The organism is Sphingomonas caseinilytica (assembly GCF_023516455.1).
GTDB lineage: Bacteria > Pseudomonadota > Alphaproteobacteria > Sphingomonadales > Sphingomonadaceae > Sphingomicrobium > Sphingomicrobium caseinilyticum.
In genome coordinates this window covers 339919-364097 of the sequence record NZ_JAMGBA010000002.1, presented here as the reverse complement: position 1 = coordinate 364097, position 24179 = coordinate 339919, and the positions used below count along the sequence as shown (strand labels likewise).

The 24179-nt window shown below is 63.7% G+C and carries 24 protein-coding genes and 1 tRNA gene; 12 read left to right on the top strand and 13 right to left on the bottom strand.

Annotation, left to right across the window (positions count from 1 at the left end):
* Positions 1-10: 10 nt before the first annotated feature.
* From mnmG to LZ496_RS08370, 4 genes are read left to right on the top strand one after another with little or no spacing between them, the layout of a single operon-like run.
* Positions 11-1813, top strand: coding sequence for a tRNA uridine-5-carboxymethylaminomethyl(34) synthesis enzyme MnmG (gene mnmG, locus LZ496_RS08385; RefSeq protein WP_249904182.1), 1803 nt, complete (start codon positions 11-13; stop codon positions 1811-1813).
* Positions 1810-2451, top strand: coding sequence for a 16S rRNA (guanine(527)-N(7))-methyltransferase RsmG (gene rsmG / locus LZ496_RS08380; RefSeq protein WP_249904181.1), 642 nt, complete (start codon positions 1810-1812; stop codon positions 2449-2451). Before mnmG ends, rsmG begins: the two co-directional genes overlap by 4 nt.
* The gene (locus tag LZ496_RS08375) at positions 2448-3233 is read left to right on the top strand and encodes a ParA family protein (RefSeq protein ID WP_249904180.1); all 786 of its coding nucleotides are present in this window, start codon (positions 2448-2450) and stop codon (positions 3231-3233) included. Before rsmG ends, LZ496_RS08375 begins: the two co-directional genes overlap by 4 nt.
* The gene (locus tag LZ496_RS08370) at positions 3230-4111 is read left to right on the top strand and encodes a ParB/RepB/Spo0J family partition protein (RefSeq protein ID WP_249904179.1); all 882 of its coding nucleotides are present in this window, start codon (positions 3230-3232) and stop codon (positions 4109-4111) included. The genes LZ496_RS08375 and LZ496_RS08370 overlap by 4 nt, the downstream gene beginning before the upstream one ends.
* Here the strand turns inward: LZ496_RS08370 and holA are convergent.
* From holA to LZ496_RS08350, 4 genes are read right to left on the bottom strand one after another with little or no spacing between them, the layout of a single operon-like run.
* Positions 4108-5127 carry a DNA polymerase III subunit delta gene (gene holA, locus LZ496_RS08365; protein WP_249904178.1) on the bottom strand — a complete coding sequence of 340 codons (1020 nt, stop codon included), beginning with the start codon at positions 5125-5127 and terminating at the stop codon, positions 4108-4110. The genes LZ496_RS08370 and holA overlap by 4 nt on opposite strands.
* Entirely contained in the window at positions 5124-5615 is a 492-nt protein-coding gene (gene lptE / locus LZ496_RS08360) for an LPS assembly lipoprotein LptE (protein WP_249904177.1), read from the bottom strand. Before lptE ends, holA begins: the two co-directional genes overlap by 4 nt.
* The gene (gene leuS / locus LZ496_RS08355) at positions 5612-8134 is read right to left on the bottom strand and encodes a leucine--tRNA ligase (RefSeq protein ID WP_249904176.1); all 2523 of its coding nucleotides are present in this window, start codon (positions 8132-8134) and stop codon (positions 5612-5614) included. The genes lptE and leuS overlap by 4 nt, the downstream gene beginning before the upstream one ends.
* Positions 8135-8146: 12 nt before the next feature.
* Positions 8147-8581, bottom strand: a complete 435-nt coding sequence (locus tag LZ496_RS08350) for a DUF3576 domain-containing protein (RefSeq protein ID WP_249904175.1) — start codon at positions 8579-8581, stop codon at positions 8147-8149.
* 259 nt (positions 8582-8840) lie between these two features.
* Between LZ496_RS08350 and LZ496_RS08345 the strand changes: the two genes are divergently transcribed.
* Entirely contained in the window at positions 8841-9491 is a 651-nt protein-coding gene (locus tag LZ496_RS08345) for a hypothetical protein (RefSeq protein ID WP_249904174.1), read from the top strand.
* Between the two features lie 105 nt (positions 9492-9596).
* Here the strand turns inward: LZ496_RS08345 and LZ496_RS08340 are convergent, their stop codons facing one another.
* On the bottom strand, positions 9597-10157 hold the full coding sequence (locus LZ496_RS08340) for a thiamine phosphate synthase (RefSeq protein WP_249904173.1): 561 nt from the start codon (positions 10155-10157) through the stop codon (positions 9597-9599).
* Between the two features lie 22 nt (positions 10158-10179).
* Between LZ496_RS08340 and LZ496_RS08335 the strand changes: the two genes are divergently transcribed.
* Entirely contained in the window at positions 10180-10836 is a 657-nt protein-coding gene (locus LZ496_RS08335; protein WP_249904172.1) for a YggS family pyridoxal phosphate-dependent enzyme, read from the top strand.
* Positions 10837-10875: 39 nt separating this feature from the next.
* On the opposite strand, the gene ribA is transcribed toward LZ496_RS08335, so the two are convergent.
* From ribA to LZ496_RS08315, 4 genes are all read right to left on the bottom strand, one after another.
* Positions 10876-11922, bottom strand: coding sequence for a GTP cyclohydrolase II (gene ribA / locus LZ496_RS08330; protein ID WP_249904171.1), 1047 nt, complete (start codon positions 11920-11922; stop codon positions 10876-10878).
* Positions 11919-12761: an exodeoxyribonuclease III gene (xth, locus tag LZ496_RS08325; RefSeq protein WP_249904170.1), complete on the bottom strand. Its 843-nt coding sequence runs from the start codon at positions 12759-12761 to the stop codon at positions 11919-11921. The genes ribA and xth overlap by 4 nt, the downstream gene beginning before the upstream one ends.
* 185 nt (positions 12762-12946) lie before the next feature.
* Positions 12947-13567 (bottom strand): LolA family protein, encoded by a 621-nt coding sequence (locus LZ496_RS08320; protein WP_249904169.1) that lies wholly within the window; start codon positions 13565-13567, stop codon positions 12947-12949.
* Positions 13568-13648: 81 nt separating this feature from the next.
* Positions 13649-15988 carry an FtsK/SpoIIIE family DNA translocase gene (locus LZ496_RS08315; protein WP_249904168.1) on the bottom strand — a complete coding sequence of 780 codons (2340 nt, stop codon included), beginning with the start codon at positions 15986-15988 and terminating at the stop codon, positions 13649-13651.
* A gap of 100 nt (positions 15989-16088) precedes the next feature.
* On the opposite strand from LZ496_RS08315, the gene LZ496_RS08310 reads away from it, so the two are divergent.
* The gene (locus LZ496_RS08310; protein ID WP_249904167.1) at positions 16089-17306 is read left to right on the top strand and encodes an FAD-dependent monooxygenase; all 1218 of its coding nucleotides are present in this window, start codon (positions 16089-16091) and stop codon (positions 17304-17306) included.
* Between the two features lie 101 nt (positions 17307-17407).
* Here LZ496_RS08310 and LZ496_RS08305 read toward each other — a convergent pair whose 3' ends face one another.
* Both LZ496_RS08305 and LZ496_RS08300 read right to left on the bottom strand, forming a co-directional pair.
* On the bottom strand, positions 17408-18040 hold the full coding sequence (locus LZ496_RS08305; protein ID WP_436286464.1) for an LON peptidase substrate-binding domain-containing protein: 633 nt from the start codon (positions 18038-18040) through the stop codon (positions 17408-17410).
* The gene (locus LZ496_RS08300; protein WP_249904166.1) at positions 18037-18942 is read right to left on the bottom strand and encodes a tetratricopeptide repeat protein; all 906 of its coding nucleotides are present in this window, start codon (positions 18940-18942) and stop codon (positions 18037-18039) included. The genes LZ496_RS08305 and LZ496_RS08300 overlap by 4 nt, the downstream gene beginning before the upstream one ends.
* A gap of 156 nt (positions 18943-19098) precedes the next feature.
* Between LZ496_RS08300 and LZ496_RS08295 the strand changes: the two genes are divergently transcribed.
* A tRNA-Gly gene (locus LZ496_RS08295) sits at positions 19099-19173 on the top strand.
* Between the two features lie 326 nt (positions 19174-19499).
* On the opposite strand, the gene rpmG is transcribed toward LZ496_RS08295, so the two are convergent.
* Positions 19500-19667: a 50S ribosomal protein L33 gene (gene rpmG, locus LZ496_RS08290; protein WP_037498456.1), complete on the bottom strand. Its 168-nt coding sequence runs from the start codon at positions 19665-19667 to the stop codon at positions 19500-19502.
* Between the two features lie 171 nt (positions 19668-19838).
* Between rpmG and LZ496_RS08285 the strand changes: the two genes are divergently transcribed.
* Together LZ496_RS08285 and LZ496_RS08280 are read left to right on the top strand one after the other, a co-directional pair.
* Entirely contained in the window at positions 19839-20165 is a 327-nt protein-coding gene (locus tag LZ496_RS08285; protein WP_249904165.1) for a hypothetical protein, read from the top strand.
* 36 nt (positions 20166-20201) lie between these two features.
* Entirely contained in the window at positions 20202-21785 is a 1584-nt protein-coding gene (locus LZ496_RS08280) for a cisplatin damage response ATP-dependent DNA ligase (RefSeq protein ID WP_249904164.1), read from the top strand.
* A gap of 64 nt (positions 21786-21849) precedes the next feature.
* Here LZ496_RS08280 and LZ496_RS13935 read toward each other — a convergent pair whose 3' ends face one another.
* Positions 21850-22665 carry a cold-shock protein gene (locus tag LZ496_RS13935; protein WP_283937985.1) on the bottom strand — a complete coding sequence of 272 codons (816 nt, stop codon included), beginning with the start codon at positions 22663-22665 and terminating at the stop codon, positions 21850-21852.
* 246 nt (positions 22666-22911) lie between these two features.
* On the opposite strand from LZ496_RS13935, the gene LZ496_RS08260 reads away from it, so the two are divergent.
* Positions 22912-23538 carry a ribonuclease D gene (locus LZ496_RS08260; RefSeq protein WP_249904162.1) on the top strand — a complete coding sequence of 209 codons (627 nt, stop codon included), beginning with the start codon at positions 22912-22914 and terminating at the stop codon, positions 23536-23538.
* Positions 23539-23540: 2 nt separating this feature from the next.
* Positions 23541-24179: an LPS export ABC transporter periplasmic protein LptC gene (gene lptC, locus LZ496_RS08255; protein WP_249904161.1), complete on the top strand. Its 639-nt coding sequence runs from the start codon at positions 23541-23543 to the stop codon at positions 24177-24179.

The following is a 24179-nucleotide window of genomic DNA, read 5'->3' as shown; positions in this document are numbered from 1 at the left end:
GGGCGCATCAATGTTTGACGTCCTGGTCATCGGTGGCGGACACGCCGGATGCGAAGCAGCATGTGCTGCGGCGCGCCGTGGCGCGCGCGTCGCGCTGGTGACATTTCGCGCCGACGATCTTGGCCAGATGAGCTGCAACCCTTCGATCGGCGGCGTCGGGAAGGGTCATCTGGTCAGGGAAGTGGATGCGCTCGGCGGGATCATGGCCATTGCGGCAGATCGCGCCGCGATTCACCGGCGAATGCTCAATGCCAGCAAGGGAAGCGCCGTTCGGGGGCCGCGCGTCCAGGCTGATCGCAGCCTCTACCGGCGCGTCGTGCAAAAGTTAGTGGCCGAAGCCGGTGTCGAGGTGATCGAAGGCGAGGTTGCTTCGCTCATTATGTCTGGGAACGCCGTGCGCGGTGTAACATTGGCTTGTGGGACGCCCATTCAATCGAGCGCCGTAGTTCTTACTACCGGCACTTTCCTTGGGGCAGTGATGTTTCGAGGGGAGGAGCGTTGGGCTGGTGGACGGCTGGGCGGTCAGTCGGCCGGTAGCCTGGCCGCGCAGGTGAAAGAGCTTGGTCTCGCAAGTACAAGGCTTAAGACGGGAACGCCGCCAAGGATTGATGGGCGGACGATCGATTGGTCGCGGACAGCTGCCCAGCCAAGCGACGGCACGGCCTGGACCATGGCTCTTGCGCCAAATCCAGCTCAGCAACCCCAGCTGAGCTGCGCCATCACTCGGACCAATGAACGAAGTCATGACGTCATTCGAGCCGGTCTAGGGCGTTCGCCATTGTTTGCCGGTGCGATCGAGGGCCGGGGGCCGCGCTATTGCCCGTCGATAGAGGACAAGGTGCATCGCTTCGGCGATCGTGACGGTCATCAGATTTTCCTGGAGCCGGAAGGTCTGGGCACAACCCTGGTATATCCCAACGGCATTTCTACGTCCCTGCCGACCGATGTTCAGCTCGACCTGGTTCGAAGCATTGAGGGCATGGAACGGGCCGAGATTGTCCAGCCGGGATATGCGGTTGAGTATGCCTATGCCGATCCACGACGGCTGGAACCAACCCTGCAGCATCGCGATGTTGCGGGCCTTTTCCTGGCGGGCCAAATTAACGGCACAACCGGATATGAGGAGGCTGCGGCTCAGGGACTAGTTGCCGGCTTGAACGCGGCCGCCGTCGCCTTGAACCTCGCAGTGGCCCGGTTCGACCGAGGCACCAGCTATACCGGTGTGATGGTCGACGACTTGACCCTTCAAGGCGTGAGCGAGCCCTATCGTATGCTGACTGCGCGTTCGGAATATCGCCTCTACTTGCGTGCAGACAACGCGGTGTCGCGTCTGGGCCCAATGGCCTTGGATCTGGGCATCCTCGGCGCGGACCAGAAGCAGCGCGTCGAAACTTATCTTCAAGCCAAGTCGGAAGCGGAGCTTCACCTCAAGGAAGCGGTAACAGGGACGGATGTCGGAGTGAGCGATGTGGCACGTCGTCCATTGGCCGAATGGGCGCGGCGGGATGATGCCCTAGTCGCCGTTCGCGCACGAATGCCCCAGAGCGATGCGGCCAACGGCGCCATCGACGATGCAATTTACGCTCCCTATCTGGAGCGCGCACGAAATGAGTTGGCTTCCCGAACGAGGGACAGGGGGCTGTCCATCCCGGCGGATTTTAATTTCGGCGTCGTGCCTGGTCTCTCCAACGAGATGAGGGAGCGGCTGGAGGTTGCTGGCCCCGCTGATCTAGATCAGGCGTCGAGAGTGTCTGGTGTGACGCCGGCGGCGCTTTCCGCGCTACATTTTGCCCTGGTTCGTGCGGCCGCATGACCGACGCGTCACGGTGGGACGCAGTCCTGTCATGCTTGCCCGACCCGCGTCGCGAAAGTGTTTCACGTGAAACATTGGAGCAGCTCGACAGCTTTGCTGCGATGCTCGTCGAGGAAAATCAGAGCCAAAATCTAGTAGCGGCGGCCAGCATCCCCGAACTGTGGACCCGGCACATCGTCGATGGCGCCCAGCTTCTGGGGCTTGCCGAGGGGCAAGGGAGTTGGTGCGACATTGGCTCCGGGCCAGGGTTGCCCGGGCTAGTCATTGCCATACTCGGCGGCCGCCCGATGACCCTGAATGAGCCGCGGAAGCTCAGGGCCGATTTCCTTCGCCGCGCGGTCGCCGCATTGCGCCTCGACTATGTGAATATTGCGGAGTGCAAGGTGGAGCGCCTGGAAGGGAAATTCGATTTCATCACGGCTCGCGCTGTCGCCCGGCTCGACAAGCTTTTCGGCATGGCGTGTCATCTGGCCCACAGCGACACGAAATGGGTCCTTCCGAAAGGCGAAAAGGCGCAATCGGAACTGGTAGAAGCGCGTGGCTCATGGCAGGGTAGCTTTCGTCTGGTTCCGAGCCGGACGCACCCGGCATCGGCAATAGTTGTCGCCGATCATGTCCAGCGGAGGGGGAAGCGATGATTCGTGTCGCAGTCGCCAATCAAAAAGGCGGAGTGGGCAAGACCACGACTGCCATCAACCTGGCGACCGCCCTTGCGGCCATCGGCTGGCGCGTCCTGCTCGTCGACCTGGATCCCCAAGGGAATGCTTCCACGGGGCTCGGCGTAGGCCGCGCTGCCCGCGAGCTGTCCACTTATGACGTGCTGATGGGTGAAGCGACCGTTGCCCAAGCCGCTATCGCGACCAAGGTCCCGCGCCTCGACATTCTGCCTGCCACTGTCGACCTTTCCGGCGCAGAAGTCGAAATGGTCGGGATGGAAGACCGGACGCATCGCCTGGCCCAGGCATTCGATGAAACTCCCGTGGGACGCTGGGACATCTGCCTCCTCGATTGCCCGCCATCTCTCGGCTTGCTGACGGTTAACGCGCTGGTCGCTTCACGTCAGCTGCTGGTGCCGCTGCAGTGCGAATTCTTTGCCCTCGAGGGGCTGAGCCAGTTGCTGCAGACGGTCGAGCGGATCCGGCTAGCCTACAATCCGCAGCTTTCGATCCTTGGCGTTGCACTGACCATGTTCGATCGCCGCAACAATCTTTCGCAGCAGGTTGCCGAAGATGTGCGCGCCTGCCTGGGCACATCGGTGTTCGAAACCGTCGTTCCTCGCAACGTCCGCCTGTCAGAGGCACCGAGCCACGGCCTGCCGGCGCTCATCTACGATCTCAAATGCCCGGGCTCAGAGGCTTATGTTCGCCTCGCCAGGGAAATCATGGCGCGGCTGCCGCAGCCGACGGCGGAGGCTGCATGAAGAAGGCAACGGGGCTGGGGAGGGGTCTCAGCGCGCTGATCGGCGAAGCGCCGCCCGTTCCCCGTTCGGATTCAGTCGCCGGAGGCGGCGTGAGAACGATCGAGATCGCGCGTATCCGTCCCAATCCTTCACAACCTCGACAAGTTTTTGATGAAGGACCGATCGAGGAGCTCGCAGCGTCCATTGCTGAACGCGGCGTGCTTCAACCCATCATTGTGCGCGCAGTGGAAGATGGTTTCGAGCTGGTTGCCGGTGAGCGACGCTGGCGCGCTGCGCAGAAGGCGCAACTTCATGAAATTCCAGCAATTATTCGGGATTTTGACGAAGAATCCAGCGCTGAAGTTGCAATTATCGAGAATATTCAGCGCGAAGACCTGAATGCCATTGAGGAAGCGACAGCCTTTCGGCAACTGATGGATCGCTACGGCCATAGCCAGGAAGTGGTCGGCAAGCTGGTGGGCAAATCCCGCAGCCATGTAGCCAACTTGCTGCGGCTCCTCGATCTGCCCGATTCGGTACGCTTAATGCTCATGCGAGGCGATATCAGCATGGGGCACGCAAGAGCTATCCTGACCTCCCCGAATCCGGAGGAACTCGCCAACGAGATCGTCGAGGGCGATCTGTCGGTCCGTCAGGCTGAGCATCTGGCGAAAAAAGTTCGGCCTGGGCCAGGCCATGACATCGGAAGAGCTTCAGAACGGACGGCGCGCCGTGCCGTCGATGCAGATTTGGAGGCGCTGGAACGCCAGTTGGGCGATTTGCTCGGTCTCCGGGTCAAGGTCAGCCATGGCAAGGGTGGCGGCAACGTCAGCGTTCACTACAGCACGCTCGATCAGCTGGACCTTATCTGCCAGCGGCTTTCCGGCGAACAGATCTAGCGCCCCCGGCCCGCCGCTCGCGCCAGGGTCACCAACGTTTCCCCCAGTGCAGCGTCGTCCGCAAGCGGACGGAGCATGATCTGTCGCTCGAGCTGGGCAACCCGGGATGCCGCCTCCGCAAGCCGCTCCGACGACCAGGTCGAAAGTAGTCGCTGGATCAACGGCTTATCCTTCCAGAACAATGCCTTACCCATTGACGTCATGACACCGTCAACGCTGTCTCCGCGCTCGATCCGGGAGCGAAGCGGAGCCAGCATCAGCAAGCGCCGCTGCAGGGCCCGAAGCACGGGAATGGCTTCCGAACTTCCGTGCGGAAGCCGCCCCAACTCGTCGAGCAACTCCCTCATCCGTCCCAACAGCGCCAAATCGCCGAGCCGCATCAGGTCGGCCTCCGCGCAATCGGCGCCAAGCAGGTCTACCGTTTCCGGATCCAACTCCTTGGGATTCTCTCTTTCCGCTCCGAGATAGAGGGCGAACTTGGATAGTTCCTGTAGCGCAACCGCCTGATTCCCACCCGAGGCAGATGCGACACGCTGCGCCAGTTCCGGCGTGACCCGCAGCCCGACATCCCGGCCAAGGTCGACCACAAGCCGCTCCAGGTCCCGCCCCTCGGGCACATAGCCGATGTGCGAGAGGGCGGCCGAATGGGCCTCGGCAAGCTTCAACAGCGCGGACGTCTTCCGCAGCGTACCGGCGACAGCAATCACCGGGCTTTCCGAGGCGGGCAGCTCGAACAGGGCCGTCACCCCCTCGGCAATTTCGTCACCGGCAGGCTCGACCCAGATGGCCCGCTTTCCACCGAACAGAGAAATGGCGCCAGCCTCGTCGGCAAGCATCGCGGGATCGGCTTTGACGGCCTGGCCGGTTAACGGAGACTTCTCCGCACCGAGTCCCTTCAAAAGCCGCTCCGCAAGGCCTCGCGATCCGGCCTCGTCCGCACCGTGAAACAGGTAGAAGCGAACGTCCTGGTCGGGCCGGTCCAGCGCTTGCGCCAGGCCGCCCTTGGGGATCTTCATTGCGGCTTGGCCCGGCTCATGAACAAGGCCAGCCTCGCCACCATCTGGTCGGCCACGACTCCTGCCAGCCTCTCCTGCGCGGTTTGCTCGGCAGCGACCGTCGCATATTCCGAACTGACGATATCGATGCCGGCATCCGAACCGGCCGTGGCATCCAGGACAACTTCCCCGGTCTTGAGATCGACGAGGCGGTAGCGTGCCCGCAATGTCCTCCGCTCCCGAGTTACCGCCGAGTCTCCGCGGATGCCAAAGGCGGTCAGGTCATCATCGAGATCGACTTCGAGCCGATAGGCGGGATTGCCCGCTTCGCCACCGAGCTTGTCCACCAGTGCATTGCGGACCAGCCAGCCGGCCCGCTCCGGAATGGGTGCAACCTGGACCGTTCCAAGTCCGGCAGCGACACCGCCCGACGAACCGCCGGCATACATCGGTCTTAGCCCACAAGCTGCGAGGAGCAGGCAAAGGGCAAGGGCGAGGCCGCGCGTCATGCGACGATATTCACCAACCGGTCCGGAACCACAATCACCTTGCGCGGATCGTTCCCGCCGAGCTGCGCCTGGATCTTCGGCAGTGCGAGCGCCAATGCCTCGGCATCCTCGCGGCTGGTACCGCGCGGTGCAACCAACGTATCGCGAAGCTTCCCATTCACCTGCACGGCAATCGTTACCTCGTCGTCGATGAGCATCGCCGGATCAAAGGAAGGCCACCCGGCATCCGCGATCATTCCGTCCTCGCTACGGCTGGCCCAGGCTTCCTCCGCAAGGTGCGGAGCGCCTGGCGCAACCAGCAACAGCAGCGTGCGAATAGCTTCGTCGCGGCTTGCCGACGGCTGCGCCCGCTCGATCGCGCTGGTCAGCTCGTAAAGCGCGGCCACCGACTTGTTGAACTGCAGGCCTTCGATCGCCTCGCCGACGGCGGCAACGGTCCGATGCACCTTTCGGGCAAGAGCCTTGTCCTCGCCTTCGTTTCCGGTCGGCGATTGGGCGAGACGCCAAACGCGCTGGACGAACCGCGCCGCGCCTTCGATCCCGCCTTCCGACCATTCGAGATCGCGCTCGGGCGGAGAATCGGACAGCATGAACCAGCGAACCGCATCCGCGCCGTACCGATCGAGGATCGGCTCCGGGTCGACCGTATTCTTCTTCGATTTGGACATCTTCTCGACGCGCCCGCGGCGGACGTTAGCCCCGGTGGCGCGCTCCACCAGCACCCCACCTTCTCGAATCTCGATCTCGTCGGGATTGAGCCAGCGCCCGTCCGCGCTCTCATAGGTTTCGTGCGTCACCATGCCCTGGGTGAACAGGCCTTCGAACGGTTCCTTGACCGACAGCTTGCCCATCCGCTCGAGGGCGCGAGTCCAGAACCGTGCATAAAGCAGATGAAGAATCGCATGCTCCACGCCGCCGATATATTGGCCGACGGGAAGCCATTTCTCCGCCTCCGCGCGGTCGAACGGCTGGTTGCCGGGCTGGCTTGCGAACCGGATGAAGTACCAGGAGGAATCAACGAACGTATCCAGCGTATCCGTCTCGCGGCGCGCCGGACCGCCGCAGCTCGGGCAGTCCACCTTTGACCAGGTCGGATGGCGATCGAGTGGATTGCCCGGAATATCGAAGCTTACGTCGTCCGGCAGGACAACGGGCAGTTGGTCGCGTGGAACGCCGACCGGCCCGCATGAATCGCAATGGATGACGGGGATCGGCGTCCCCCAATAGCGCTGGCGAGATACGCCCCAGTCACGAAGGCGATACTGGGTCTTACCTGTGCCCCAACCGGCCGTTTCAGCGCGGCGGATGACCTCAGCCGTCGCATCACTGGTTGGCATGCCGTCGAGGAATCGCGAATTGACAGCAACGCCCGGCGCCGTGTCCGCTTCCGTTACAGGGGCTGATGCGCCGGCGGTTGTATCGGCAACGACACGAAGCACAGGCAGCCGATATTTGCGTGCGAACTCATAGTCGCGAATGTCGTGGCCGGGTACGCCGTAGAGAGCGCCGGTACCGTAATCCATCAGCACGAAGTTGGCGATCCAGACCGGGAGACGCCAATTGTCGTCGAACGGGTGAACGACCTCCAGTCCGGTGTCGAAGCCCAGCTTTTCGGCCGTTTCGATCTCCGCTGCGCTGGTCCCGCCAGCACGAGCCCTGGCGATGAACTCCGCGACTTCAGGCCGGCCGGCCGCCAGTTCCTCGGCAATCGGATGACCTGGCGAGATTGCGACGAAGCTCGCCCCAAAAATCGTGTCGGGCCGGGTCGTGAACACTTCAATGTCGCAGGTGCCGCCGGGCATGCTGGTCGCCAGCCGGAAGCAGAACTGCAGGCCTTGGCTCTTCCCGATCCAGTTTTCCTGCATCAGGCGGACCTTGTCGGGCCAATTGTCCAGCGACCCGAGGCCGTCCAGCAGCTCCTCGGCGAAATCGGTGATCTTCAGGAACCATTGGGAGAGCTTCTTGCGCTCGACGACAGCGCCGGAACGCCAGCCGCGCCCGTCGATCACCTGTTCGTTGGCAAGCACGGTCATGTCGACCGGGTCCCAATTGACCTCGCTCTCCTTGCGGGTGACGAGGCCGGCTTCCATCAGGTCCAGGAACAGCGCCTGTTCATGGCCGTAGTAGTCAGGCTCGCAGGTAGCGAGTTCGCGGCTCCAGTCGAGCGCAAAGCCGATGCGCTGCAGCTGCCGGCGCATGGTCGCGATATTCTCACGGGTCCAGGCGCCGGGATGGACCTTCTTCTCCATCGCCGCATTTTCGGCCGGCATCCCGAAGGCGTCCCAGCCCATCGGATGAAGCACCTCGAAGCCCTGCATCCGACGGAAGCGGGCAAGCACGTCGCCCATCGTATAGTTGCGGACATGCCCCATGTGGATGCGTCCCGAAGGATAGGGAAACATCTCGAGGACATAGGATTTGGGCTTCGGCGAATTGCTGTCGGCACGAAAACTTTGCGCTTCCTCCCAGCGCTGCTGCCAGCGCCGGTCGGCAACCGCCGGGTCGAAGCGGTCTGTCACTGTGCGATAGCCTTACCCGCCGACGGTCGTACGGCGAAGGTCGCGGGCGCGGGTGAGGATGATGTCCTCAAGCTTCTGGACGGTCGCAGCGGCGACCGGTGCATCGACCCAGACACCGCCCTGGTTGACCTGGCGGCTGGCAGCGACCTTCAGCGCGTCGGCGCGCAGGTCCTGGTCGATGATCGAAACAGTGAGCTTCACGCGCTCGGTAGGCGTCGTCGGATTGACGTACCAGTCGGTGACGATGACGCCCCCGTTGGAATCGGCTGTCACCAGCGGTGCGAAGGAAAGCGTGTCGACCGCCGCCCGCCACAGGTAGCTGTTGACGCCGATCTGCGTCATTCGCGATGGAGCGAGTTCGGTCGGGATATCCCGGTTCTTCGAACAGCCGGAAGCAACGGTTCCGACGACAATCAAGGCAACAAGGGGAAGCGTGAAGCGGGACATGGTTCTCTCTTCGCGAAGGTCTTTCAAAGGGCGTTATAGATGCTGGTCGATTCTCGGCAAGCGCGAGAATCTTGGCCCGCCTCGGGACACTCTTGTGGACTCCATGCCACAGCCGTTGCTCGAATCGAATTGAGTCATGGAAGAGTCAGTTTGGAAGGCTTATATCCGAGACTCAACGGGAGTCTGTTTACTCGTGTTCAACAGGGTGGCCATGACATCGGGACGCGCGGCGTTACTGCTCGCAGCGTCGGCGCTCGTCTTGACGCCAGCCATCGGATTGGCCGCTGCCGCGAAGCAGCGCCCGCCTGTCATCTCATTGAGTTTCGACAAGATTTCCGGATTCACGCCGGCCGGCGCAGATCCGCGGTTAGCTGCCATTTTCGGTGGCCGAAATGCATCAGCGGGCAGCGATTTCAAATTCACGCCGGCGGCCGCCAAGGGCCGTCCGTCGCAGGTCCGAGTCGCGGTTCGTGCACGCGGACCGGCGACTCCGGCACGCCCGGTCGAGGTTGCCGTGGCTTCGCCGATCAGCAGCCTAGCGCCGGCGCAATATGATCTCGGCGTGGCAGTCGGCTGGAAGCGCTTCGGCGTTTCGGGCGATGTCGGTCGCACCAGCAGCCCGGATCCGGTGATCGGAACGCGCGAAACGGCGATCGTCGGGGTCAGCTACAACCTCAAGAAATTCACCGGTCGCGTAGCGGTCGGCGGCGAGCGTAACGACAGCCGCATCGCGAACCTTGCCCGTCCGGACAGCATGTCGGTCGATCTCGGCGGTTCCTACAATATCAGCCGCAATATCGCGCTGACCGGCGGCGTTCGTTACAAGATCGAGCGCGACGAGATTCCGGCGCTGGCCGAGGATCATCGCGACAGCAAGGCTGTCTACGTCGGTACGGCCGTTCGGTTCTAAGCCAAGTCAGCGAGCGTAGCGACGCCGACGCGAAGCGTCGCCGGAGCAGCGCGAAGACCTGACGCTGGCCGGCCAGCGCGCGAAGCAGCGACTGACGTCACGGATTTACTCCGTGACGGCCCGCCCCTCTTCCAACCACGCATCAATCCCCGCCCAACCATAGAATCCATCCGAGCTGAGTTCCTCGAACCGCGCCCGATTCATTCCTCCAAGCGCGATCACCGGCACGGGACAGGCGACGACGATCCGTCGCGCAAGCTCGTGAGACAATGATTCTCTCCCCGGATGGGACCGGGTCGTGAACAGCGGCGAGAGAAAGATAAGGGCCGCTCCAGCCTCGATCGCAAACCGCGCCTCTTCCACCGAATGCGCTGAGCGCGACGTCGGCAATCCCGCCGGATCGCCATCCGCATTGTGAACAAGCGCTGCGTTCAACGAGCTGGCCAGTGCAACATCTTGGGCAATCCCCAGGATAAGGCCGCGCTCCAAGCAACGCTCCGCAACCTGATGCGCAAGCGCCGCTCGCTGGGCCTTTGGAGTGGCATAGTGGCGAAAGACGACGCCGGCACCTTCGGGCAGCCGATCGATCGCCTCCCACAGATGTTCCCCAATTCGCTCGTCCGTCATCAGCCATTCGCGAGGCCAAGAGGGCTGGTTCGCTGCCATCGCTATTCCTATAGCGCGGGGCATGACCGAAACCGCAACCCGTCTGTCTCGTGTTCGCGACGATATCGCGCGCGCCGCGAAGTCGGCGAAGCGCGACCCTGCCGACGTAACGTTGATCGCTGTCACCAAGCAGCGAAGCCTGGCGGAGGTCGAACCGCTCATTGCTGCGGGGGTCACCGACTTTGCCGAGAATCGGGTCGCCGAAGCCGCCGAGAAATGGCCGAACCTCCGGGCAACCCACCCCGGCCTCAAATTGCACATGATCGGGCAGTTGCAATCCAACAAGGCGGAGGATGCGGTTCGGCAGTTCGACCTGATTCATTCGCTCGATCGCCCATCGCTGCTCGCGGCCCTGGTCGCGGCGGCGGAAAAGACCGGCCGCACGCCCGGCGTTTATGTCCAGGTGAACATCGGCGGCGAAGACCAGAAAGGCGGCGTTTCAATCGAGGAGCTGCCGGATTTCCTCGATCGGGTCCGCGCCTCGACCCTTCGGCTGGAAGGATTGATGACCATGCCGCCGCTAGGCCAGCAGGCCGGGCCCTATTTCGCGCTTCTGGCGGAGTTGGCACGACGTCATGGCGTCGGCGGTCTCAGCATGGGCATGTCGGCGGACTATCCAACTGCGGTCATGCTGGGCGCGACGGCGGTCCGCATAGGATCAGCACTATTCGAGGATTGAAGAGCGCAGCCATGCTGGGGGCATGGCGAGCACTGAAAGCTAGTCGAGGTGTCCGCTGCGCTTCTTCTTGGTGGCGATATAGTCGGCGTTGTGCGGGTTGGTCGGCATATGGTGCGCGACCCGCTCCACCACTCTGATGCCTTCCCGTTCCAACCCGGCAACCTTGGCCGGATTGTTGGTCAGCACCCTAACGGCATCGATGCCCAATGCCCTCAGCATTGCGGCTGCCATGCCATAGCCCCGCTCGTCGTCGGCAAAGCCAAGTCTTCGGTTGGCATCGACTGTATCAAGGCCGCGATCCTGCAGGGCATAGGCGCGCAGCTTGTTGGCGAGGCCGATCCCGCGCCCTTCCTGGCGCAAGTAAAGGAGGATGCCTCCACCAGATGCGCCGATAATATGCAGCGCCTCCTTGAGCTGGGGACCGCAATCGCATTTGAGGCTGCCGAACACATCGCCGGTCAGGCATTCGCTGTGCAACCGGACAAGAGGCGGCTGTCCGCCGAAGGCACCCACCACCAGCGCGACATGCTCCTCCCCGCTCGCCGGGTCGCGGAAGGCGACCATCTGGCTGGGGGGCAGGTCGTCGATCGGCAGCTTCGCCCTGGCAACGATCGTCGCGGACTTGGCATACGCCGCTTCCGCGACGGCCGATGTTTCGATCGCAACGACCGGCTCGTCCTCGACCAGCCATAATGCCGGAAGCAGGCCCGCCAGCCGCGCAAGGGTTAGCGCCGCCTTGGCGCAGTCGGGCCTTTCGACCGGAATTGCGTTGAGCGGACCGATCGGCCCCCGGTCGAAATCGCGGGACGGGTCAGCAAGCGCGCGGGCGGCCTCTCGATCGAGCCAATCGCAATGCCGGACCTCCACCGGTGCCGTTTCGCCGGCGGCGTCGTGGGCATTGCCGAGGCCCAGTGCCATGGCGCGGGGCCCGCTCAGCAACAACGGCGCATTGCCCTTGGGATCGATGAGGTCGAGGATCGCCTGCGTACCCGTCTCGACCGAAAGGATGGTGAGGCCACCGACGCGGACCGTGCGGCCAGCCCTCAATGCGGCAATCGCGCGATCGAGAGCCGGGGCGTCGCTCAAACGTCGAGCTCCAGGATCAAGGGCACATGGTCTGAAGGCCGCTCCCAGCCGCGGCAAGGCTCAAGGACCCGATGCGCGGTCGCCTGGGGTGCGAGGCTCGGCGAGCACCACATATGGTCGAGCCGGCGTCCGCGGTCGCTCGCCGCCCAATCCTGCGCGCGATAGCTCCACCATGTGAAGCAGCGTTCCGGCGCGGGGATGAACTTGCGGCCCATATCGACCCAGTCGTGAGCCTGCTGCAGCCGCTCCAGCGTCTCGACCTCGATCGGGGTATGGCTGACGACGTCGAGCAGGGCTTTGTGGTTCCAGACATCGCATTCCAGCGGCGCGATGTTGAAATCGCCGACGATCAAAGTCGGCTCAGCCAACTTTTCGGACCAGCGTGTCATCCGCTCGATGAAGTCCAGCTTCTGGCCGAACTTGGGATTCACCGTCCGGTCGGGAACATCGCCGCCGGCGGGGATATAGACATTCTCCAGCCGGATTCCGCAGTCGAGACGGGCACCGACATGCCGTGCCTCGCCATTGTCTTGCCAATCATGGCGGCCCGAATCCTGCAGTTTCAACCGGCTGAGGATCGCGACGCCATGGTGCATCTTCTGCCCGTTGAGCTCGTGATGGACATAGCCGCGCGAATGAAACAGCTCGGCCGGAAAGACATTGTCCATCGCCTTGGTTTCCTGGAGGCAGAGGATGTCCGGCTGCTCCTCGTCGAGGAAGCGTTCGACGATGGGCGCGCGAGCGCGCACCGAATTGATGTTCCAGGATGCGATCTTGAGCTTGGTCACGGGCGGTATGTCTGTGGCCTTGAATAAAGGTTCAAGGAGGGCCTTTTGCATGGCAGCCCCCGGCTGCCAAGCAAAAGGCCCTTGCTCCGGGGGCATGGAGCAAGGGCCGACCAAGCGTTGTCACGCAAGGCGATCGCTACCTAACCCGGGTAACAGGGGGAAACCCCGGCGATGCAACGATCTAGTGTAATGTATATATTGGGAAAGCTGTCGCCAACCTGAACAGTTGCACTTTGCTACGCTTTTTTCCGTTTCGGTTCGGCAAAGGTGAAGGCGCTGTCCGGAACGCCGACGTTGTAGCGCTGGTTCGACAGGCGGACCGTCGTCCGCTTGTTCTGCGCATCGATTGCCGTCCAGCCTTCCAGCTTCAGGCCGCCGGGCGCGGACCCGTCGCGCTGGAACGCCAGGATCAGTGTTCCGAACTCCGGACGCCGGGCGTCGCGGGCGCGAACGACGACGACATTCTTATGCTCGCTCGGAATGATCCGCGCGATCCTGCCGAGGTCCGGATTAGGGGCCAACAGGACGGCGAGGGGTGACTTGGCGATCGGCCAGCTCGACTTCTGTCCGACGTCATAGTCGATGAAGTTCAAGGTCGACCCGTTCGCAACCAGCAGCATGTTGACCCCGCCGCCATAGGCGAAGCGGATCTTGCCGGGCCGCTTCAGGCTGAGCGTGCCCGCCATCTGCCGGTTCTTGCCGTCGGTCTGCAGGAAATTGGCGGTCATCGACTGGGTCGCCGCAAGGCTGGATTCGACCGCCTTCAGCTCTCCCGAAGTTGCAGCCGGCGCAGCGGCGGCGGTCGCGACAATCGCAACCGGAACCAGCGCACGCGCGAAATTGCTGACAAAATTCATTACAAAACTCCCGAAATTTGCGCCCGATATGGCGTTTGGGGTTTGAATGCGTCCTGAACCCCGAGGTTCCGTTTCGTTCAGCTAGATCGGATGCCCGTCGGTGTCGATCAACACCTCGCGCCGCCCGACATGGTCCGGCTGGCCGACCAGTCCGTCCTTCTCCATCCGCTCGATCAGCCTCGCCGCGCTGTTGTAGCCGACGCGCAGCTGGCGCTGCAGATAGCTGGTCGACGCCTTCTGGCTTTCAGCGACGATCTGGATCGCCTTGCGATAGAGTTGGGTCTCCGGATCGTCGTCGCCGACCGGCTGGCCATCGAACAGATAGCCGCCGTCCTCGGGCTCCTCGGTGACCGCCTGGATATAGTCGGGAACGCCCTGCCTGCGCCAATGCTCGGCAACCAGGCGCACTTCCTCGTCCGAAACGAATGGCCCGTGCACGCGGATGATCTGCTTTCCGCCCGGCATGTAGAGCATGTCGCCCTTGCCCAGCAGCTGCTCGGCGCCCTGTTCGCCAAGGATCGTGCGACTGTCGATCTTGCTGGTCACCTGGAAGCTGATCCGGGTCGGAAGATTGGCTTTGATGACGCCGGTGATGACGTCGACCGATGGCCGCTGGGTGGCCATGATCAGGTGGATGCCGGCGGCCCGTGCCTTCTGCGCCAGCCGCTGGATCAGGAACTCGACCTCCTTGCCCGCGGTCATCATCAGGTCGGCAAGCTCGTCGACCACCACCACGATCTGCGGCAGCACCTCATATTCCAGCTCTTCCGTCTCATAGACGGGCTGGCCGGTGTCGGCGTCGTAACCGGTCTGCACCCGCCGGCCGAGCCGCGAGCCCTTGGCCTTCGCGTCGCGCACCTTCTGGTTGAAGCTGGCAAGCTGGCGGACGCCGAGGCTAGCCATCATCCGGTAGCGCTCTTCCATCTGCTCGACGGTCCATTTCAATGCTCGGATCGCCTTGCCCGGCTCGGTCACGACCGGTGCCAGCAGATGCGGGATGTCGTCGTAGATGCTGAGTTCCAGCATCTTCGGATCGATCATGATCAGCCGGCATTCGTCGGGGCTCATCCGGTACAGCAGCGACAGGATCATGCAGTTGAGGCCGACCGACTTGCCCGAACCGGTGGTGCCGGCCACCAGCAAATGGGGCATCGGCGCCAGGTCGGCGATGACCGGATCGCCGGAGATATTCTTCCCCAGGATCAGCGGCAGGGCCATGTTCTGGTCCTCGAACGCCTGGCTTCCGATGAGCTCACTCAAGGAAACCGTCTCGCGCTTCTGGTTGGGCAGCTCGATCCCGATCACGCTTCGGCCGGGAATGGTGGCGACGCGCGCCGACAGGGCCGACATGTTGCGCGCAATGTCGTCGGCCAGCTGGATCACACGGCTGGCCTTGATGCCGCTCGCCGGTTCCAGTTCATACATGGTGACCACCGGCCCAGGCCGCACCTCGACGATGTCGCCGCGGACGTGGAAATCCTCGAGCACGCTTTCGAGAAGCCTTGCGTTGCGCTCCAGACCTGCCCGGTCGATCTGGCCCTTCGACTTCTCCGGTGCTGCGGTTAGCAGCTCGATCGACGGAAGCTGGTAATTGTCGCCAAGCGCCAGACTCGCCTGTCCCGGCGCGCTTCCCTTGCCCTTCTTCGGATTGGCCTTGGCGGCCGGCGCGATCGGCTTGGCCGGATCGGCAACCGCGACGGCAGGACGGGACCGGGGCGGGGCGGCGACCCCCTCCTCGTCGCCCGACAGTTCTTCGCGAGTCCTGCGAGGCCTCGGCAACGGCGCTGCCGGATCACGCCGGAATCGGTCGGCGGCCCATTGCTTCTCTTCCGGCCGGATGCCCAGCGCCAGCCAGCCGACCACCAGGCCGGCGAGGGCGAGGATGGCCATTAGCGAAAGCCGCAGCGGTCCCTCGATCGATGGATTGCCGATCAGCTTCACCGCCGCATCGACGCCATAGGCTCCGGCCAGGCCCAGCGCCCCGCCATAGCCTGCCGGAAGGCCGGAAACAGCGGAGCCGGCGTATAGGCCGAGCGCGACGCCGATCAGCGTCACGCCAATTGCCGCCACCAGCATGGCGCGGCGAACCGGGCCGGTATCGACCCCGCGAACAAGGCGAAGGCCGGCCAGCGCGACGAGCGGCAGGAACAGCGCCGATGCCGGGCCGAAAAGGAACAGCAGGGCATCGCTGGAATAGGCGCCGAATGCTCCAAGCCAATTGGTCGGCGGCCCGCCCGCAGCGGTCGACAAGCTGGGATCGGTGCTGGAATGGGTGACGAGCGCGACCGCAAGCGCCACCGACAGGCCGATCAAGGCCAGGCCGAACGTCTTGCGCACGAACCCACGGATCGAAGCCGCCAGCGTCTCTCGCCAGTCCGGCCCAAGATCCTTCTTCTGCGCGCGCTGCGCGGCAGTCGCCATGACGTCACTTCCCCCGGCCTTGTTACTTCCTCCATTGTGCCTTTCGCCGGACTCGGGGGCAAGGCTTCCATCTCGCGGATGCGACGACTAGTGATGTGCCATGGATCGGGCGGACGTGATCATCCTGGGCGGAGGCCTGGTCGGACTGGCGCTTGCTGCGGCGCTGGACTCCAGCGGTCTCAGCGCGATCGTCATCGATCCGGCCAATCCCGCAGGGCGCATGACCCAGGCATTCGACGGCCGGACCAGCGCGGTTTCCTCTTCGTCGAAGCGCATGTTCGACACGATCGGGATCAGCGACCATTTCCCGGAACCCGGTTGCCCGATCCGCCGGATCGAGGTTGCCGATGGGCTGGATCCGGGCGGGCTGGCCTTCGATCCGGGCGATGACGAGGAACCGCTTGGTTGGATGCATGAGAACCGCCACCTGCGCGCCGCCCTTCTGGCGCGGGCCGAAGCGGGCAAGAACATCTGGCTGATGTGGCAGGCCAAGCCGGCATCGGTCGAGCGCAGCGAACATGGCGTGACCGTTCGGCTCGAGGATGGCCGCGTCGTCGGCTCGCCGCTGCTGATCGCCGCTGAGGGGCGCAATTCGCCGATGCGTGAGGCCGCCGGAATTCGCTGCGCCCGCTGGAAATATGACCATAGCGCGATCGTTTCGACGCTTCGTCACGAACGGCCGCACGATCATGTCGCCTATGAAATTTTCTATCCCGACGGGCCGTTCGCGCTGCTGCCGATGACTGATGATGAAGGCGGGCACCGGTCCGCCATCGTCTGGTCGGTGAAGGGTGAGGATGCGCCCGGCTTCCTGTCGCTGAGCGACGATGATTTCGCCGCGGAAGCCGAGGCCGCGATGGGCGGCTTCTTGGGCAAGATCGGATTGCTGGCGCCGCGGTCGACCTATCCGCTCGGTTTCCACCATGCGGCTCGGATCACCGATCACCGGATGGCGCTGGTCGGCGATGCCGCGCACGGCATGCATCCGATTGCGGGGCAGGGTGTCAATGTCGGATATCGCGATGCGGCGGCGCTGGCCCAGGTACTGGTTGAAGGGGCAAGGCTCGGCCTCGATCTCGGCGACCAGCAGCTGCTGACCCGTTATCAGCGCTGGCGCAGCCTCGACACCTTCATGGTCAGCCTCGCCACCGACAGCCTCACGCGCATCTACGGCATTCCCGGCCAGACCGCGTCAAAGGTCCGCCGTTTCGGAATGGGTCTCATCAATCGCATCGGCCCGGTGAAGGATCGGCTGATGGCCGAAGCGCGCGGCACCAGCGGCGACTTGCCGCTGCTGTTGAGAGGCCTGCCGATCTAATCCCGGCCCCTTTCAGGGGCGGGGAAGAGCCGCGAAGCGGTGAAGGGGCGGGGGAAGTGAATGAGCCCCACCCCTTACCCCTCCCCTAAAGGAGAGAGGAATTATTGAAGCGTCTGCCCCACATCGGCTCCGCCCGGCGCAAGGCGCTGGAACTGCATCAGCTGGACGACCAGATCGGCCCGTCCGGCCAGTGTCGGCTCTTCGAGCAGTGCCTGCTTTGCTCCCACATCGAATGGCGCCACCTGGGCGATGGCGTTGACCAGCATCTCATCATCGAGCTGGCCGACGGCTGACCAGTCGACCGCCAGCCCCAGTGCATCGCCGAACCGGCGCGCTTCGCGCTCGACATCCGCACGCTGGATGAGGCTCAGCGGCTCCGGCTCCTCGTCATCGTAGGCAGCCAGGTCGACATCCGCCTGCCGGTAGGACGTGCCAAGGTCACGTTCGGCGATCAGCCGGAACCGGTTCGATCCGTGCAGCACGATGTTGAACCGCCCATCGTCGAGCTCCTCGGCGCCGACGATTTCCCCAACGCAGCCGGTATGGAATAGGGGCGGCGGATCGCCCGCACCCGACGGCTGGATCATTCCGATGCGGCCGGGTCCAGCCAGCGCGTCGCGAACCATCTCGCGGTAACGCGGTTCGAAAATATGCAGCGGCAGCTGCGCGCGAGGCAGGAGAATCGCTCCCGCCAACGGGAACAGCGGAATGCGCGCGGGTTTGGAGCCCATCATGTGAACAGCAGCGCCGACAGTCGGCGCCGCTGGCCGCGCGCCCAAGGATCCTCGAGGCCCGCGGCCTCCAGCAGCTGCAGGAAGCGCTGCCGGGCCGCCCCCTCATTCCATTCCTTGTCGCGGGCGATGATCTCCAACAGCTCGTCCGCGGCCCGATCGCGGTCGCCGGACGCAAGGCGCGCCTGGGCGATGGCGAAGCGAGCTTCATGATCGTCGGGATTCGCGGCCAGCCGGGCTTCCTCGGCCGAAACATCGGCCACCGGTGCCGCTGCTACTTCCAGTGCGGCCCTCGCGCGGGCGATCGCGGGGTGCTTCGCCGTCTCTTCGCCGACCGAATCGAGCAGCGCGCGCGCTTCGTCTTTCCTGTCGCTGGCGATCATCGCCCGGGCGAGCCCGCCAATGACCGCGGGATTGTCCGGATCCATCTCCCGGATCTGGGAAAAGATCGATTCGGCGCGCGGCCCGTCACCCTCCCTTAGTATCTCTTCGACCATGGCGATCAGTGGCTCGATCTGCGCGGCGAGGTCCTGCGCAGCCCCTTGAACGGGTAGCTGACCGAGAAGCTGGTCGATGACCCGCTTCAGCTGGCCTTCGGTGCGGTAATTGGTGAGGTCGGCGACCGGCTGGCCCTGAAACAGCGCATAAACGGTCGGGATCGACTGGATGCGGAACTGCGATGCGATCAGCTTGTCCTGTTCGATGTCGATCTTGGCCAGCACGACGCCCTTGTCGGCATAGTCCGCTGCGACCTTCTCCAGCACCGGGGCGAACTGCTTGCAGGGCCCGCACCAGTCCGCCCAGAAATCGAGGATCACGAGGCTGGACATCGACGGTTCGATGACGTCGTGCTGGAAACGCTCGATCGACGCGCGTTCAGCCTCGGTCATGCCCAGTGTCGCCACGCCTCACTCCTTCGCCAGTGGAAGCCGCATATGGGCTTAGCACTCAAAGCGGGCAAGACCACGCCCAGCGCGGGCAACAGGGGGTTGCGCGCCCCCAGTTGAGTTGCTAGGCGCCCGCATCACCCGACCGGGACATCCTTCCGGTCCGCCATTCGAGCGGGCGTAGCTCAGGGGTAGAGCACAACCTTGCCAAGGTTGGGGTCGAGGGTTCGAATCCCTTCGCCCGCTCCACGCGCAGCCAGTCCGGGGGACTGGCGAGCATGGAGCGCCTGTCGCAGACGGGGCGACAAATACCTAATCAATCTAGGGCATGGCGAAATCGGGAGCGCCCGAAGCGCAGCAGAGGGGCGACATTCCTCGCAGCCGAGAATCAACCAGGACATCAGCGGGCATAAGGTCACTAAGGTCGCACGAATTGGCGCCGCACCTTGAGACTTTTGCGACGTTAAAGGCTTTGCGACGTTAAGGGCGCGGCCTCCCTTGCCCCAAAAGCATTGGGGCGGCCCCGACCAGCGGAACCGCCCCAATAGTAAAGCCTGGCAAGACCGCGTTGGCGGTTACTTGATCTTGGCTTCCTTGAACTCGACATGCTTGCGCGCGACCGGGTCGTACTTGCGGAACGACATCTTCTCGGTCTGGTTGCGCGGGTTCTTCTTGGTCACATAGAAAAAGCCCGTGTCAGCCGTGCTGACGAGCTTAATCTTGACGGTTGCCGGCTTGGCCATCGCGAAAATCCTGTTGCGCTAAAAAAATGAAGGCGGGCCAACAGGCGCCGCCCGAACCGCGGCTCCATGGCGACCATGGCCGATTCTGTCAAGCAAAAGGGGTCCGCGCCGCCCTTTGACGCCCCGTTAACCATTTTCGGCGAGCTTTTCCGGGTGAACGGAGAATCAGTCATGGCTGGCCAGAACATCATTGGCGATTCGCTCAATATCGTCCGCTCTCGTATCGGCGCGCGCATTGCCGAGATCGAAGACCGTGTCGCTCGGCTGAAGCCGATCGACATCTGCGCCAAGATGGAGGCCATCCGAACCATGGCCGCAGAGCATGGAATGTCGGCGCTGGAAGGCCTGGCGGACTATGGCGCTCACCACGCCTTGATGCCTGGCCATGTCGCCGCGACCCGCGCCTGCCTCGAACATATGGAAGAGGCGTTGATGAGCGAGGACGCCGCTCACGACCGCGAATCGATCCTCGCCGCCCTCGCCGTCCGCCTGCACTAGGCACTTTCGCCCGGTTTCGCGCATTATCGCGGGACCATGCGCGCCTTTTCCCAGCTCCTGGATGACCTGGTCTATACGAGATCGCGGAATTCGAAGCTGAAGCTGATCGGCGATTATCTTAGGCAAACGCCCGATCCCGATCGCGGCATCGCACTCGCTGCTTTGACCGGCACGCTCGATATCCCGGCGGTCAAACCGGCGCAGGTTCGTGCCATGGCGGAGGAACGGGTCGATCCCGTCCTGCTGTACATGAGCCGAGACTATGTCGGTGACATGGCCGAGACCGTGTCGCTACTTTGGTCGAGCGGGGACGGCGAAACTTGCGAGATCGACGACGGCACCTTGCGCCTTTCTAACGTCATTGAGCAGTTGCGGCTGGTCAGTCGCTCGGACGCACCTCGAGTGCTTGGCGAAATGCTCGATCATCTCGATGCATCGGGCCGATTCGCGCTCTTGAAGCTGGCGACGGGGGCCTTGCGCGTCGGCATTTCCGCCCGGCTCGCCAAGCAGGCGCTGGCCGATGCCTTCGGGCTAGACGTCGATGCCGTCGAAGAGGTCTGGCACGGCCTGAAACCGCCTTATCATGAGCTGTTCGCCTGGGGCGAAGGCCGCGGCCCTCAACCGACAGCCAAGGACGTACCGCTGTTTCGCCCCTTCATGCTGGCCCACCCGCTGGAGGAAACACGCGTTTCGCTCGACGACTATGCGGCGGAATGGAAATGGGACGGGATCCGCATCCAGCTGGTCCATGCCGGCGGCGAAACCCGGCTCTATAGCCGGACCGGCGACGACATTTCGGGCAGCTTTCCCGACATTGCGTCGGCCTTTGCGGCAACCGCCGTGCTCGACGGGGAACTGCTGGTTCGCGGCGAGGCTCAAGGCGGAGCCGCAGCCAGCTTCAACGCACTCCAGCAGAGGCTCGGCCGCAAAAGCGTCAGCGCGAAGATGCGGGACCAGTTTCCGGCGTTCGTGCGCCTCTACGACATTTTGTTCGACGGCCCGGAAGACGTGCGGTCTCTCCCATGGTCAGACCGCAGGGAGCGGCTGGAAGCGTTTATGCCCCGCCTGGACCCCCACCGGTTCGACCTGTCGGAGCTAATCGCTGCCGACCGTTTCGAGCAGCTGGAAGAACTGCGCATCGCCGCGCGCGACGAGGGGGTCGAGGGGATCATGCTGAAGCGGCGCGATTCTCCATATGTGGCGGGGCGCCGGTCGGGTCTTTGGTACAAATGGAAGCGCGATCCGCTGACCGCCGACTGCGTCCTGATGTACGCTCAGCGCGGCTCGGGGAAGCGGTCCAGCTACTACAGCGACTATACGTTTGGATGCTGGTCAGAGGGCGGCGAGCTGCTGCCGGTGGGCAAGGCCTATTTCGGCTTCACCGACGAGGAACTGAAATGGCTCGACCGTTATGTCCGCCAACATACGGTCAATCGCTTCGGCCCGGTCCGCGAACTGGACCGCAGCCTGGTGCTCGAGGTGGCCTTTGACTCGATCCACAAGTCGAACCGCCACAAGTCCGGGCTCGCGATGCGCTTTCCGCGGGTCAGTCGTATCCGGACCGACAAGCCGCCGCATGAAGCCGACAGGATCGAAACGCTACTGGCCATGGCAACCTGACCAACGAAAAGGCCCGCCCGGATCGCTCCGGACGGGCCTTTCGTCCCCGCTCTTGTAAGCGGAATTAGCTCAGCGGCTGAAGGTTCACGGCCGCGTACTTGCCGCGCCGATCGACCTCGATGTCGAATTCGAACCGGTCGCCCTCGTTGATCGTGGGCAGGCCGGCGCGCTCGACCGCCGAAATATGGACGAATGCGTCCGGCTGGCCATCGTCGCGGCTGATGAAGCCGAAGCCCTTCATTGCATTGAAGAACTTGACGGTGCCCTGGGCCTTCTCGCCGGTCAGCTGGCGCTGCGGCCCGCCGCCGAAACCGCCGCCTTCACGGCCGCCTTCGCGCGGCGCGGAGGAGCGGACGACTTCCATCGGTTCGCCTTCGATCTTGAGGTCGGTCGCCGAAATGCGTCCGCCGCGATCGACGAGCGTGAAGTCCAGCGGCTGTCCGTCGGCGAGGTCGGTCAGGCCGGCCTGCTCGACTGCCGAGATGTGAACGAACACATCCTCGCCGCCATCGTCACGAACAATGAAGCCGAAACCCTTTTGCGGGTTGAAGAACTTTACGACGCCCTTGCCTTCGCCGACGACCTGGGGGGGCATTCCGCCACCGCCACCGCCGCCACCACGAAAGCCGCCGCCACCGCCGCCGCCGCGGAAACCACCGCCGCCGCCGCCGCCGCCGAAGCCGCCGCCGCCGCCGCCACGGTATCCACCGCCGCCGCCGCCACCGAAGCCGCCACGATCGCCGAAGCCGCCACGGTCGCCGAAGCCACCGCGATCACCGAAGCCACCGCCGAAGCTGCTGCTTTCATCTCCACCGAAACTGTCGCGCTTGTCACGGCCGCGACCACCGCGGTCACCCTTACGCCCTCGATCGAAACCCATGGAATTCCAAACTCTCTTGTGCCCCGTAATCTTTAAAACCAACGCGCTGGGCCATAGGCGCAACCGGCCGAACGCACAGAATCGATCTGCGCGCACGGAGCCGTCTCTACAGGAAAAATGGCGGCTCTCCTAGAGACTCCATGGTTAAGGGCTGGCAAGCGCCCCCCTGCTGAGACTAGAGGGAATGATAAGCAGCGGCCGTCACTGCCTGTTCAGGCTGTCCCGGCCTATAATATTGGGACCATCATGGCGATCCATTTCCACGAAGAAGATATTCCTTCGATTGACCTTTTTGCGGCGGACGCGGCGATTGCGGTCGATACCGAAGCCATGGGTCTGATACCTGGCCGCGACCGGCTTTGTCTCGTTCAGCTCAGCGACGGATCGGGCGACGAGCATCTGGTGCGCTTCGGACCCGAGAGCGATTATAACGCGCCCAACCTAAAGGCGCTGCTGGCCGACGCCGACCGGCTGAAGCTCTATCACTTCGCCCGGTTCGACGTGGCGATCATGCGCGCCTATCTCGGAATCATCGCCGCGCCGCTCTATTGCACCCGCACGGCATCGCGCCTCATCCGCACCTATACCGACCGGCACGGCCTGAAGGACCTGGTCAAGGAATTGTTGGGCACGGACCTTTCGAAACAGCAGCAGACCAGCGACTGGGGAGCCGCGGAAATCAACGATGCGCAGCGCGAATATGCCGCCAGCGACGTTCGCTACCTGCACCGGTTGAAGGAACAGCTCGACGTTCGCTTGGCTCGCGAGAATCGGGTGGAGCTTGCCGAAGCCTGTTTCGACTTCATTCCCGCGCGGGCCCTGCTCGACCTCGCCGGTTGGGCCGACGTGGATATTTTTGCACATGACGGCTGATCATGTCTGAAGCTGCCGACCGGAAGCAGGCGGTCAAGCGTCATTGGGCCGAACCGGGCAGCCGGCACGATGCGGTCGTGCGCGTGGTCAAATATGGCCTGCCCGCGCTGATCGTAGGCCTGGTGATCATGCTGGCCATCTCTCCGTTCGAGCAGCGCGGCGACGTCAGCTTCATCCTCGACAAGAATGAGGTGGAGCAGGCTCGCGAGCGGATGCGGGTCGAGAAGGCGCAATATTCCGGTGAGGATAATAAGGGGCAGAAGTTCCTGATCGTCGCGGACAGCGCGGTCCAGCAATCAAGCAACGTGCCGATCGTCACGATCCAGGGCATGCGCGCACGGCTGAACATGGCGCGCGGTCCGCTCAGCATCGCCGCGCTTCGTGGACAATATGATCTTGAACAGGAAATCGTTCGCGTGAATGGCCCGATCCAAGTCGTCGCACCCGACGGCTATCGGCTCGCGACGCGCGACGTGACGGTCAATTTCGATAGCAGGATGATGCAATCGAGCGGTCCGGTCAGCGGCCATATGCCCCTCGGCCAGTTCCAGGCGGGCAGTCTCAAGGCCGATCTCGACGAAAGAACCGTGAGCCTGGACGGCGGCGTGCGCTTGAAAATTGAACAGGGGGCGGTCAGATGA

Excerpts from the sequence above, each read along its gene's own strand:
- mnmG (WP_249904182.1), top strand. The coding sequence starts at position 11 with ATGTTTGACGTCCTGGTCATCGGTGGCGGACACGCCGGATGCGAAGCA.
- rsmG (WP_249904181.1), top strand. The coding sequence starts at position 1,810 with ATGACCGACGCGTCACGGTGGGACGCAGTCCTGTCATGCTTGCCCGAC.
- LZ496_RS08375 (WP_249904180.1), top strand. The coding sequence starts at position 2,448 with ATGATTCGTGTCGCAGTCGCCAATCAAAAAGGCGGAGTGGGCAAGACC.
- LZ496_RS08370 (WP_249904179.1), top strand. The coding sequence starts at position 3,230 with ATGAAGAAGGCAACGGGGCTGGGGAGGGGTCTCAGCGCGCTGATCGGC.
- holA (WP_249904178.1), bottom strand. The coding sequence starts at position 5,127 with ATGAAGATCCCCAAGGGCGGCCTGGCGCAAGCGCTGGACCGGCCCGAC.
- lptE (WP_249904177.1), bottom strand. The coding sequence starts at position 5,615 with ATGACGCGCGGCCTCGCCCTTGCCCTTTGCCTGCTCCTCGCAGCTTGT.
- LZ496_RS08350 (WP_249904175.1), bottom strand. The coding sequence starts at position 8,581 with ATGTCCCGCTTCACGCTTCCCCTTGTTGCCTTGATTGTCGTCGGAACC.
- LZ496_RS08340 (WP_249904173.1), bottom strand. The coding sequence starts at position 10,157 with ATGGCAGCGAACCAGCCCTCTTGGCCTCGCGAATGGCTGATGACGGAC.
- LZ496_RS08335 (WP_249904172.1), top strand. The coding sequence starts at position 10,180 with ATGACCGAAACCGCAACCCGTCTGTCTCGTGTTCGCGACGATATCGCG.
- xth (WP_249904170.1), bottom strand. The coding sequence starts at position 12,761 with ATGCAAAAGGCCCTCCTTGAACCTTTATTCAAGGCCACAGACATACCG.
- LZ496_RS08320 (WP_249904169.1), bottom strand. The coding sequence starts at position 13,567 with ATGAATTTTGTCAGCAATTTCGCGCGTGCGCTGGTTCCGGTTGCGATT.
- LZ496_RS08315 (WP_249904168.1), bottom strand. The coding sequence starts at position 15,988 with ATGGCGACTGCCGCGCAGCGCGCGCAGAAGAAGGATCTTGGGCCGGAC.
- LZ496_RS08310 (WP_249904167.1), top strand. The coding sequence starts at position 16,089 with ATGGATCGGGCGGACGTGATCATCCTGGGCGGAGGCCTGGTCGGACTG.
- LZ496_RS08305 (WP_436286464.1), bottom strand. The coding sequence starts at position 18,040 with ATGATGGGCTCCAAACCCGCGCGCATTCCGCTGTTCCCGTTGGCGGGA.
- rpmG (WP_037498456.1), bottom strand. The coding sequence starts at position 19,667 with ATGGCCAAGCCGGCAACCGTCAAGATTAAGCTCGTCAGCACGGCTGAC.
- LZ496_RS08285 (WP_249904165.1), top strand. The coding sequence starts at position 19,839 with ATGGCTGGCCAGAACATCATTGGCGATTCGCTCAATATCGTCCGCTCT.
- LZ496_RS08280 (WP_249904164.1), top strand. The coding sequence starts at position 20,202 with ATGCGCGCCTTTTCCCAGCTCCTGGATGACCTGGTCTATACGAGATCG.
- LZ496_RS13935 (WP_283937985.1), bottom strand. The coding sequence starts at position 22,665 with ATGGGTTTCGATCGAGGGCGTAAGGGTGACCGCGGTGGTCGCGGCCGT.
- LZ496_RS08260 (WP_249904162.1), top strand. The coding sequence starts at position 22,912 with ATGGCGATCCATTTCCACGAAGAAGATATTCCTTCGATTGACCTTTTT.
- lptC (WP_249904161.1), top strand. The coding sequence starts at position 23,541 with ATGTCTGAAGCTGCCGACCGGAAGCAGGCGGTCAAGCGTCATTGGGCC.